The organism is Acidovorax sp. HMWF029 (genome assembly GCF_003060895.1).
In the GTDB taxonomy this organism is placed as follows: Bacteria; Pseudomonadota; Gammaproteobacteria; order Burkholderiales; family Burkholderiaceae_C; genus Acidovorax.
This window is the reverse complement of record NZ_QAIH01000153.1, coordinates 21658-33136: the sequence shown is the minus strand read 5'-3', so window position 1 is coordinate 33136 and position 11479 is coordinate 21658. Positions and strand designations below refer to the sequence as shown.

Below are 11479 nucleotides of genomic sequence, written 5' to 3'. Positions count from 1 at the left end.
GCCCACCACGCATGCCCTGCGCGCCACAGCAGCGGCGCACCCGCAGCCAGGGCGCACAATGCCGACGCCAGCGCCCACTGCACCAGCCCCGCCTTGGCCGCCAGGCCGCCATAGGCCAACGCGGCCAAGGCCCACAGCAGCACGGCGGTGCGGGAGGCCCAGTGGCGCAAGGTGGCAGCGGGCAGGGCCACGAAGAAGGCGAGCAACAGGCCCAGCATGCCCGATGCGCGCGCGGGCTCGGTGGCCACAATGTGGGCCAGGCGGAAGGATTCCACCGCCAGCACACCGCTCAGCCAGAACGGCCAGTGGGCGGACACCACCCAGCTACAGCGAGCCCAGCCGCGCGGGTGCCAGCGCGGTTGTGTGGCGGTTGGCGGCATGGCAGAGCTTGGCCGTGCCATGGCTGCAGCGCGCGATGCCTTGAGCCGGTGTGCCTGCACCCGCCGGGGCCCGATGAAAACCGCGATGCCCCCAAAGACCAGCCCCATGGCGACCAGGCTGGCCAGCATGGCAGGGCCTTGCGCACTGCCCAACACCAGCCCGGCAACACCGGCCACGGCCAGCAGCGCGCCCGCGCCACTCAGCGCCACGCGCCACAGCGTCAGCGTGCGCAGCGCCCATGCTGCTACCACCGACATCAGCAGCCACACGCCGATGAGCGCCCACACCGACCACACCGGCCGCTGCGCCAGCGGGGGCAGGCCTGATGGCCCCCACAGGTGGACGAACACCAGAACGATGAGCGCGGCAGGCGTGGTGGCGTGCAGGGCCAGGAAGAAGCGTTGCATGGTCGGTAGGGCTGCAGAAAAGGGCGCGGGCCATGCGGCCTCAACCCGCCGCTGCGATCCCGCTGGTCGATGTGCTCTGTGCGGCTTCGGTCTCGGCCTCGCGCCTGCGCTGCTGGCGTGCATCCAGCCAGATCAGCGTGCCCGAGATCGACAAGAACGCGGGCGTCATGCCCAAAAAGAAGTACAGCCACTTGAGCGCCAGCCCGCCAAAGTCGCCAAAGTGCAGCGGCTCCATGAGGCCGTTGACCAGCGACCAGAAGCCCGCCGTGCGCGGGTCGTGCACCTTCTTGGGCACGCCGGTGGCTCCGTGGATGTCCACCCGCGCGGTGCTGGCCAGGTGGCCCTGCAGGTTGCCGGTAAAGCCCGCCTCAGCCGTGCTGGTGCCCCAGCGGCGCAGCGACACATAACGCGCCTCCAGCCCCGGCACGGCCTGCTGCGCGGTGGCGTACAGCGCATCCAGCGACTGCATGGGCACGGGCGCGGCGGCATCGCCAGTGGCCTTGCGCGCGGGCTTGGCGGCGGCAGCTTCGGTGCTGGTGGTCGCAGTGCTCGTTGTCAGGTATTTGGTGCCCTGCTCGAACAGCGGCGCCAGCCCCATCCACGCACCGGTGGCTGCAATCAGGATGTGAAAGCCCAGCCCCCAAATGCCTGCGGACTTGTGCAGGTCCGACATCACCACGCGAAAGCTGCGGCCCCAGCGCTGCGTGAACAGCTCGGCCAGGATCTTGCGGTGGATGACGATGCCCGTGGCAATCAGCACCAGCATGGCCACGCCCAGGAACCCCACGATCCAGCGGGGTCCGAAGAACAGGAACACATGCAGCGAGCGCAGGTATTGGCCAAGCTGGCTGTCCACCGGCCCCACCACGGCACCCGTGTCGGACCGCACCGCCACCTTGGTGCGCGTGTTGGCCGGGGCCCCGCGCTCGCGCACGAACGCGAAGTAGCTCGGGTTGATGGCATCCGGCAGCGCAATGGTCTCCACCGTGCCGCCGGGGTAGCGGGCCTGCAGCGCGGTCAGCACCACGTCGAGCGACGCAGGTTTGTCAGAGCGCGGCAACTGGGCCAGCGACGGGTTGGCCCACAGGTCGATCTCGTTCTTGAACACCACCACCGCGCCCGAGAAGCACACGATGAACATCAACAGCCCCGTGACGATGCCTGCCCAGGAGTGCAGGGTGAACAGGCGGTTGAGCGTGCGCTGGCTGGTCATGGCGTGCGGGAGGCGGGGTGGGGCGCTGCGTCAGAAGAAGTACGTCACGCCCAGGCTGAAGTTGCGCGGCAGGGATGGCGACACCACGTTGGCGTTGATCGCGCCGTCGTAATACGCCTTGTTGAACACGTTTTTCACGCCCGCCGTCACGCGGTAGTTGTCGCCCGCGTAGCTGATGGATGCATCGGCCACAAAGTACGACGGCAGCGTGAACGGGTACGTGCCGATCTGCTCGCTCACATACCGCCCGCCCAGGCCCAGCGTCACCCGCTGGTACTGCGGCAGCTTGTAAGTGGCCCAGGCCGTGAGTGTGTGGCGCGGTGTGAGGTTCAGCGGCTTGCCGACGATGGCAGCGTTGTTGTCGCGCGTGACCTTGGTCTGCGTGTAGGTGTAGGCGCTGGTCAGCTTCCAGCCGTTTTTGAGGTCCGCGCCCAGCTCCAGCTCCAGCCCGCGCGCGCGCTGCTCGCCGGTCTGCACGCTGAAGCCTGTGTTGACAGGGTCGGCCGTGGTGACGTTCTGGCGCACCAGGTCGAATATGGCGATTGCGCCCGTGAGCTGGCCACCGGGCGCTTCGTACTTCACGCCGGCCTCCCATTGTTTGCCGGTTTCTGGCACAAAGGACGCGCCCGCAAACGTCAGGCCCGACTGGGGCAGGAACGATTCGCCATAGCTGCCATAGGCGGCCCAGCCGGGCTTGAACTCATACACCAGCCCCGCCGACAACGTGGTGGCGTTGTCTTTCTGACGCGTCTGCGTGTTGGTCACGCGGTTGTTGGTGTCGTTGGTGGACCAGTCGCGGCGCAGGCCCACCAAGGCCGTCCAGCCCTGGCCGAACTTGATCTGGTCCTGCGCATAGAGGCCTGCCACGGTGAGCTTGGCGGGTGCATCGGCAGTCAGCGCGGCGGGGCAGATGGCCTGCATGCCGTAAACGGGCGCGAACAGGTCCAGCGCGCCGATGCGGCAGGTGCGGCTGGCCAGCAGGCTGTGGCCGCTGCGCACATCCAGACCCGTGACAAGCTGATGCTTTACGCCCAGCGTTTCAAAGCGCGATAGCAACGAGGTGTCGGTGGCCAGCAGGTCGTAGTCCATGTACTGGCGAGATGCCTGGCGGTTCTGCAGGCGCTGGTTGGACTGCAGGGCCAGGTTGGAGATGAAGTTGCCCGTGCCCTTCTCGGTCTCGTAGCGCACGTTCTGGCGGAAGGTCATGGCCTCCGACATTTTGTGCTCCAGCGCATAGCCCACGGTTTTGCTCTCTACGTCATACCCGCCAAAGCTCGGGTCGCCGGTGAACATGGTGACGGGCAGCGTACCGTTGCGGTTGGGCAGCACCGTGCCATAGGGCGAGATGCCTTGCTGGCGCATCCACTGGCTTTGGCTGTAGGTGGCAAACAGCACCAGGTCGGTCTGTGCGCCCAGGTCGATGGACAGCGATGGCGCAAACCAGCGGTCCTTGCGGTAGACAAATTGCGTCGGGTCGTCCGCATCCGACACCTGGGCATTGATGCGCAGCGCCGTCTTGCCCGATTCCGACAGAGGCCGGTTGATGTCGGCCTGCAGCGTGCGCTGGCCAAAGCTGCCCACCTCCACGCCCACCTCGTTGATGGCCTCCTTCTTGGGCCGCTTGCTCACCGCATTGACGATGCCACCCGGCTGCACCTGGCCGTACAGCACCGAGGCCGAGCCCTTGAGCACCTCAAAGCGCTCGTAGCCATAGGGCTGCAGCTTGGCCCACATGCCTGGGCTTTGCACCAGGCCATCGACCAGGATGGATTCGGTGGAGCGAAAGCCCCGGATGTTGAGGTCGTCAAACCCCCGGCGCCCAAAGTTGACGGGGCTCACCCCCGCCACCGTCTGCAGCGCCTGCTGCACATTGGTGATCTGCCGCGACTCCATCTGCTCGCGCGTGACCACGCTGACGGACTGCGGCGTCTCCAGCCGCCGCATGGGCGCTTTGCTGGCGGTTTGCGCCTCGACGGGCGCAAAGCCCATGTCCTTTTCGGTGCTGGCGTTGATGCGGACTTCCTGGAGCTGAGGTGCGGTCACTGCCGTGTCTGCTGCCGGTGTGCTGGGCTGCTGCGCCATGGCGGCCTGGGCAAGGCACAGGGCCAGTGGGGTCAGGGCAAACAGCCCGGCCCTGGGGCTAAAGGTGGCGAAACAGGACGGGATGGAACAAAGGCAGGTATGCGAAGAACGCGGTGAAAGCGCCGCGCGCGAAGGCAGAGAAGACATGGAGGTCCCGATGGAGAGAAAGGCGGACAAACGCTGAAGGCGCTGGCTCGCGTGGCTTTTCGGGACGCTGGCTGGCAGTGCTAAATTGTATTGAGAATTATTATCGTTTTTTTGAGTCGCGATGTGCGGACTGCGATATGTCAGTCTTTTCCGAATTCAGTGGACTGGTGTCCAGCATTTGGCAACTGGGTTTTGCGCCGCTCTTTCCACAAGGGTTTGGGATAACCGCCTGCTGGATCCAGAGGATTGCTGCTCGTGCACCAACGCCAACAGCGCGCGTGAATACCTTGATCGTTTTGTACGGATTGACACCCGGGTGGCCATCCGTCGGTGCGTTGAGCAGGCGCTGGGAAATGACCCAAGAGAGGGGCATTGGTTCGCCGCTCAGAAAAAAATGCTGTCTTCCGGGCATTTCCAGCGTTCGTAAACCGTAAGCTCGCCGCTCCGCTACATTGCCAGCCCTGCGCGCGACCGTGGCGGGAATCTTTCCATGACGCTACCTAAAACCATGAAAAATCGATTTCTGTTGCTTCTAGTTTTTACGCTCGCTTTTGTTCTCAGCGGATGCGCCACCCGGACAAATATGGCGTTTCAGGACGATACAGAGCGACTGACCGAAAAAAGCAAACCCATCTTTCTCCTCACCGCCACGATCAAAAATTCCTACCGAACCTCCCATCAGCCAAAGCTACTCGTGGTTCATGTCGAGAAAGCAGGGGCGAAAGAAGCGGCTGACCGCCTGAACTTCACGATGGACGAAAAAGCCAGGCAAGAAGCCGGCTCAGCCGAGTCTGGAAACAGTTACCTGTTGAGGCTGGCACTGGATCCCGGGCAATATGAAATTCGGGGACTCACGAGTTTGGCGAGTTCTTTCCCCATCAATGCCATGTTCTTCGCGCCCATGCATTCTCCTCTGGAAGTCAGCGGCAACGGAGTGTTCTATCTAGGGCACATCGCGGCGACGGTTCGAGAACGCCAGGGCAACGAATTCAAGGCCGGGCCGTCGATTCCTTTGATCGATCAAGCTGTTGCCGGTGCTTCCGGCGGCACATTCGATATCGTCATCACCGACAGGTTCGATGTCGACGAGCCTGCCTTCCGCGCGAAGTTTCCTGCTTTGGCAGGTGTTCCGATCAAAAAGGCGATTCTTCCGGCATTTGATCGAGCCAAGGCTCAGCAATGGTGGGAGCTGCACTGAAGCGTGGCACGGCGGCGTGGTCATTTTTCGGGATCGCCACAGGGCGATGCCATGAGCCCTGGCCTAGATACTGGCGCGTGACTGGTCGTGCCAACAAAGTGACGCGATCACTGTTTTGCGTGCAGCTCCATGGCGCGGTTCATGGCATCTCATGAAGACTGGAGCGTTACCCCTTCGGTCTCGGATTTGCTATTGACTACGTAGCTACCAGCGGTTGGCAGGCAACCGTTAGAGGCTTTTCTTTTCAAGCTCCAGGGAGCTGGCGGCCGTGTTGCCGTCATCCCCGTCTGCTACGCCGCCATACCCCGGATACGCGCCACTTTCCTCGCCCAGCGCCGCACCCTCCTGCCGCTCCCGCGCCATCTGCTCCGCAAACTGGTTGCGGCCCTCGCGCGCCACGGCGATGAACTTGGCGCGGTCTTTGTAGTGCGGGTACATGCGGTCGGCCAGCGCGATGTTGTGGGTGCGAAAGCGTTGGGTGATGGCGGTGGCTTGCGCGGCAGGCAGGCCCATCAGCTCCAGCACGGTGTGCGCGCTTTGCAGGCTGGACTCGAACAGCTCGCGCTGCACCAGCGTTACGCCCAGGTCGCGCAGCTTGTTCCAGTGGCTGATGTCGCGGGCGCGGGCCACGACCTGCAGGTGGGGGAAATGTTCGCGGGCGAGCTTGGCGATCTGGAGGGATTGCTCGGGGTCGTCCACCGCCACCACGAGGATGCGGGCACGCTCGGCGCCTGCTATGCGCAGCAGGTCGAGCCGCGTGGCGTCGCCGTAGAACACGCGGTAGCCGAAGGTGCGGGCCACTTCCAGCATCTCCACGCTGTGGTCCAGCACGGTGGTGGGGATGCCCTGGGCCAGCAGCACGCGCGAGACGATCTGTCCGTAGCGGCCGAAGCCCGCGATGATGATGGGCGCCTCTTGGGGTTCGGAAATTTCTTCGGCCTGGGGCGTTGTGTTTTTCAGCTGTGCGTAGCGGCGCAGCAGCACGCGGTCCATCACCACGAGCAGCAGGGGGCTGATGAGCATCGACAGCGCGACGGCGCCGATCAGCAGCGAGGCGGTTTCGGCCGGGAACACCTTGGCGCCCGCAGCGGCCTGGAACACCACAAACGCAAACTCGCCGCCCTGGGCCAGCAGCAGGGTGAAGACGGGGCGCTCCTGGTAGGGGATATCGACCACCTTGGCCAAGGTGTAGATGACGACAGCCTTGGCCGCGAGGAAGCCGACCAGGATGGCGGCCATGAGCCCGGGCGAGCGCAGGATCACGCCAAAGTCGATGCTCATGCCCACGGCGATGAAGAACAGCCCGAGCAGCAGGCCCTTGAAGGGCTCGATGTCGGCCTCCAGCTCGCGCCGGTATTCGCTGTCGGCCAGCAGCACGCCCGCCAGAAAGGCGCCCAGCGCCATCGACAGGCCCACCAGCACCATCAGGTAGGCAATGCCCACCACCAGCAGCAGTGCGGCGGCGGTGAAGATTTCGGGGGTGTTGCTCTTGGCGATCCAGCGCAGCACGGGGCGCAGCAGCAGGCGCCCGCCCAGGATGATGGCAGCGATCACGCCGACGATCTTGAGCACCTCCAGCACCATCTCGCCCGGGGTGTGGCCCGCGCCGTCGCCTGCGGCAGCACCCAGCACCGGCAGCAGCGCCAGGATGGGGATGGCGGCCACGTCCTGGAACAGCAGGATGGAGAAGCCTGCCTGGCCGCTGCGGGTGCGCATGAGGTTGCGCTCGGCCAGCACCTGCAGTGCAATCGCCGTGGACGACAGCGCCAGGCCCAGTGCGCCCACCAGGCTCACGCGCCAGGGCAGGCCCGCCAGCGCGCCCAGCGCAAACAGCACGGCGGCGCAGCCCAGCACCTGGGCGGTGCCGGTGCCAAAAATGGGGCGGCGCAGCGCCCACAGGCGGCTCGGTTGCAGCTCCAGACCGACGAGGAACAGCATCAGCACCACGCCGAATTCCGCGAAGTGCAGGATGTCCTGCACATTGCTCACCAGCCCCAGGCCCCAGGGTCCGATGGCGATGCCTGCCGCCAGATAGCCAATGATGGCGCCCAGGCCCAGCGCCTTGGCAATGGGCACGGCCAGCACGGCGGCGGTCAGGTACAGAAAACCGTAGGTGAGCCAGGTGGGGGCGTGTTCCATAGATGGAGATAGATAGAAGGCGATGCAGGCGGTGGCGTGGGGCAGGCGCCGCAGGGTGCGGGCGCGCGTGGGTTGGTCAGGATTCTGGCATTGCTGTGGTGCTTGGGGAGGGTGCGCGCGGCTTGGGGCTCTTGTGCTTCAGTTTTGATAGCTTTTGAGGCAATAGGGTTGCGCGGTAGCAGCCTTTTTTATACAAATTTGGTTGCCGTGCGGGGCGTTGTTAAGATGCTTCCCCTTCTTCGCACACGGGCACGGTGATCCATGGACTTGCAGACTTGGCTGGCTTTTTTTGCGGCGTCGTGCCTGATTGCGGTGTCGCCGGGCTCGGGCGCAGTGCTGTCGATGAGCCATGGTTTGTCGTTTGGTGTGCGCAAGACGGGCGCCACGATTTTGGGCCTGCAGCTGGGCCTGCTGCTGATTCTGCTGATCGCCGGTGCGGGCGTGGGCTCGCTGCTGCTGGCGTCCGAGGTGGCGTTCAGTGTGGTCAAGGTGCTGGGCGCGTGCTACCTGATCTATGTGGGTTTCAACCAGTGGCGCGCGGGCGATGCGCCCATCGCCCAGGGCGATGCACACGAGGCCGCTGGCACCTGGCAAAAGCGCTGCCTTACCGGCTTCCTGACCAACGCCACCAACCCCAAGGGCATCATCTTCATGGTGGCCGTGCTACCCCAGTTCATGACCGACACACGCCCGCTGTGGACGCAGCTGCTGGTGATGGCCGCCACCACCGTCACGGTGGACGTGGTGGTGATGCACGGCTACGCTTTTGGTGCCAGCGCGCTGCGTCGCCTGATGCGCAGCGCCCGGGCCGTGCGCGCGCAGAACCGCGTTTTTGGCGGTTTGCTGATGGCGGTGGGGGCAGGGCTGTTCTTCGTCAAGCGCGGTGGCCAGCACGCCTGAGGGCGCACTCCAAGCGCGCAGATGGTGTTAATTGCTCTTGATTTGATAGCTTAAAGCGCTTGTTCATCAGGCGCAGAGGGCTGATTTGGCTTGTATTTTTTCATGGACCTGCAGATTCCAAGGAGCTTGTCATGCCAGTAGTCGTTGTCGCCAACCCGAAGGGCGGCGTGGGCAAGTCCACGCTGTCCACCAACATTGCGGGCTACTTTGCGAGCCAGGGGCATCCCGTCATCCTGGGCGACACTGACCGGCAAGAATCCGCCCGGCTCTGGTTGGGCCTGCGCCCCCCGGCCGCGCGTGCGATTGGCGGCTGGGACGCCAGCTCGGACGTGATCAGCCGCCCGCCCAAGGGCACGACGCATGCGGTGCTCGATACGCCCGCCGGGCTGCACGGCTGGCGCCTGAACGACGTACTCAAGCTGGCCGACAAGATCATCGTGCCGCTGCAGCCCAGCGTGTTCGACATCTTTGCCACGCGCAGCTTTCTGGACCAGCTGGCCGAGCACCGCCGGGCCGAGGGCGTGCAAATCGGCATCGTCGGCATGCGGGTGGATGCCCGCACCAAGGCGGCTGAGCAGTTGCATCACTTTGTGGACAGCCTGGGGTTTCCCGTGCTGGGCTACCTGCGCGACACCCAAAACTATGTGCACCTGGCGGCGCACGGCCTCACGCTGTTTGACGTGGCGCCGGGCCGGGTGGGGCGCGATCTGGAGCAGTGGCAAGGCATTTGTGACTGGCTCAATTCTTGAAGGACAGCGTGAAGCAGAACGTACAACCAGCCCTCCGGGACAACACCTGTCACCCGGCAGACAAGGCGCGCCGGGACGCGGGGCTACATTGCGACGATGAAAATCTTCCGCTCTTACTCCGAAGTCAGCGCCTGCGTGGGCCAAGAGGTCGCCGTGACCGACTGGATCACCATCACGCAGGAACAGGTCAACCTGTTCGCCCAGGCCACGGGCGACCACCAGTGGATCCATGTGGACCCCGAGCGCGCCAAGGCCGGGCCGTTTGGCGCGCCCATTGCGCACGGGTTTCTCACGCTGTCGCTGATTCCACAGTTTTTCGAGACGGGCCTGACCATCGAGGGCGCACGCATGGGCGTGAACTACGGGCTCAACAAGGTGCGCTTTACGGCGCCCGTGCCGGTGGGAAGTCGGCTGCGTGCACGCCTGTCGCTACAAGCTGCCGAGCCCGTGGCACCCGATGGCATGCAGATGACCTGGCTGGTGACTGTGGAGCGCGAGGGCAGCGACAAGCCGGTGTGCGTGGCCGAATCGCTGGCGCGCAATTTCGGCGCTCCGGCATAGAAGGACATCCCCCTGAGCGGCTGCGCCGCTTCCCCCTTTTCTCGAATGGCTGCGCCATTCGGGAAGGGGGACACCGCCAGCGCACGCAAGGGAAGCGCCGCTGCTCAGCTTGGGCGGCCCTTGCGCGGCGGTCGCTGGCCTGGATCGCGCGTGTTCCACGGACTGCGCTCTCGTTAGGCGCTCGTGTTTTTAGGCAGGAGGTCTGAACCATGGACCGCCTGCAAGCCATGAAAATTTTCGAGCGTGTGGTGGAAGAGGGTGGCTTTGCCGCCGCTGCCCGCGCCATGGACATGTCGCCCCCCGTGGTCACCCGCATGGTGGCCGAGCTAGAGCAGCACCTGGGCACGCGGCTGCTGCAGCGCACGACCCGCAAGCTCTCGCTCACCGATGCGGGAGAGTCTTATCTGCAGCGTGTGCGCGCCATCCTGCACGAGATCGACGATGCCGAGGCCGCTGCCGCTGCCAGCACGCGTGACCTGCGCGGCACCATTCGCATCGTGGCGGCCCCTGTGCTTGCCACCAACTTCCTTGCGCCCATGGTGGCGCTGTGGCATGCGCACTATCCCAAGCTGATGCTGGACATCAGCATGGACGCCTTCGCCTCCAGCAGGGTGGATGAGTTCGATGTGACCATCATGGTGGTGGGCGAAGACTTTGACGCCAACATTGTGGCGCGCCCCCTTGTGCAGGGCGAGGCCATCGTGGTGGCGTCGCCCCACTACCTGAATCGCCGGGGCACGCCGCGCGAGCCGCAGGATCTGGTGCAGCATGACTTCCTGCGCGACTCCAGTGCGCCGGTGCGTGCGCAGATGGGGCCGGGCCGCAAGCTGCGCCTGCAGTCGCTGCGGGCCGATGTGCCCGACGAAGAGGTGGAAACGCCTGCGGTGCTGCAGTCCATGAGCACCGAGCTGCTCATGCGCGCCGCCGTGGATGGAGCTGGTGTGACCGTCACTTCGCGCCTGTTGGCCGAGGACCATTTGGCGCGGGGTGAGCTGGTGCACATTCTGCCGAACTGGATTTTTTCGCGCTACACGATCTATGCGGCGCTGCCCTCGGGCCGCATGTTGCCGGCGCGCACACGGGTGTTTCTGGACTTCCTGACCGAACAGGTGCCGTTGGCCATGGCCGACAAGCGCGGCCAGTTCAGCTGAGCTGGGCGAACCCGCTGATGATGGTGCCTTCGGGCTCGATGGTGATCTGGCCGTCGGGCATGGCAAAGCTGTTCTGGCGCCAAGCCTCGAACACCGTCACCGCCACCGCATTCGACAGGTTGAGGCTGCGCTGTCCCTCGACCATGGGCAGGCGCAGACGCTGGGCGGGCGGGAAGCTGTCGCGCAACTCGGCGGGCAGCCCCCGGGTTTCGGCGCCAAACACCAGCCAGTCGCCTGGCAGGAAACAGGTGGAAAACACCGGCTGCGAGGCGTGCGTGGTCATGGCGAACATGCGCGTGGGGTCGGGTTGCGCGTCGCGCAAGAAAGCTGTCCAGCCGCTGTGGCGCAGTACCCGGGTGTATTCATGGTAGTCCAGCCCCGCGCGGCGCATCAGCCGGTCCTCCATCGAGAACCCCAGGGGCTCGATCAGGTGCAGCGTGCAACCCGTGTTGGCCGCCAGGCGGATGATGTTGCCTGTGTTGGGCGGGATTTCGGGTTCGACGAGGACGATGTGGAACATGCCCGCTATTGTCTTCGCCCCGGATGTGAGT

At 65.0% G+C, this 11479-nt stretch carries 10 protein-coding genes; 5 read left to right on the top strand and 5 right to left on the bottom strand.

From position 1 onward, the window contains the following. The 3 genes from DBR12_RS22335 to DBR12_RS10690 all read right to left on the bottom strand — a co-directional run. On the bottom strand, positions 1 to 788 hold a 788-nt coding region (locus tag DBR12_RS22335), incomplete at its 3' end, for a hypothetical protein (RefSeq protein WP_199226670.1). Between the two features lie 40 nt (positions 789 to 828). After that, entirely contained in the window at positions 829 to 2001 is a 1173-nt protein-coding gene (locus tag DBR12_RS10695; RefSeq protein WP_108617226.1) for a PepSY domain-containing protein, read from the bottom strand. 30 nt (positions 2002 to 2031) lie between these two features. Further along, complete coding sequence (locus DBR12_RS10690) at positions 2032 to 4230, bottom strand: TonB-dependent siderophore receptor (RefSeq protein WP_108617225.1); 2199 nt, start codon at positions 4228 to 4230, stop codon at positions 2032 to 2034. A gap of 490 nt (positions 4231 to 4720) precedes the next feature. Between DBR12_RS10690 and DBR12_RS10685 the strand changes: the two genes are divergently transcribed. After that, the gene (locus DBR12_RS10685; protein ID WP_146185512.1) at positions 4721 to 5428 is read left to right on the top strand and encodes a hypothetical protein; all 708 of its coding nucleotides are present in this window, start codon (positions 4721 to 4723) and stop codon (positions 5426 to 5428) included. Between the two features lie 228 nt (positions 5429 to 5656). Here DBR12_RS10685 and kefC read toward each other — a convergent pair whose 3' ends face one another. Further along, complete coding sequence (kefC, locus tag DBR12_RS10680) at positions 5657 to 7567, bottom strand: glutathione-regulated potassium-efflux system protein KefC (protein WP_108617223.1); 1911 nt, start codon at positions 7565 to 7567, stop codon at positions 5657 to 5659. A gap of 261 nt (positions 7568 to 7828) precedes the next feature. On the opposite strand from kefC, the gene DBR12_RS10675 reads away from it, so the two are divergent. The 4 genes from DBR12_RS10675 to DBR12_RS10660 all read left to right on the top strand — a co-directional run bounded on the left by DBR12_RS10675 (position 7829) and on the right by DBR12_RS10660 (position 10928). Then, positions 7829 to 8467 (top strand): LysE family translocator, encoded by a 639-nt coding sequence (locus DBR12_RS10675; RefSeq protein WP_094291362.1) that lies wholly within the window; start codon positions 7829 to 7831, stop codon positions 8465 to 8467. Between the two features lie 131 nt (positions 8468 to 8598). Beyond that, positions 8599 to 9216, top strand: coding sequence for a ParA family protein (locus DBR12_RS10670; protein ID WP_108617222.1), 618 nt, complete (start codon positions 8599 to 8601; stop codon positions 9214 to 9216). A 96-nt stretch (positions 9217 to 9312) separates the two neighbouring features. After that, complete coding sequence (locus DBR12_RS10665; RefSeq protein ID WP_108617221.1) at positions 9313 to 9777, top strand: MaoC family dehydratase; 465 nt, start codon at positions 9313 to 9315, stop codon at positions 9775 to 9777. 209 nt (positions 9778 to 9986) lie between these two features. Beyond that, a complete protein-coding gene (locus DBR12_RS10660) occupies positions 9987 to 10928 on the top strand; it encodes a LysR family transcriptional regulator (protein ID WP_108617220.1) in 942 nt (313 codons plus the stop codon). Here the strand turns inward: DBR12_RS10660 and DBR12_RS10655 are convergent. After that, a complete protein-coding gene (locus DBR12_RS10655) occupies positions 10921 to 11448 on the bottom strand; it encodes a tRNA (cytidine(34)-2'-O)-methyltransferase (RefSeq protein WP_108617219.1) in 528 nt (175 codons plus the stop codon). The genes DBR12_RS10660 and DBR12_RS10655 overlap by 8 nt on opposite strands. Between the last annotated feature and the right edge of the window lie 31 nt (positions 11449 to 11479).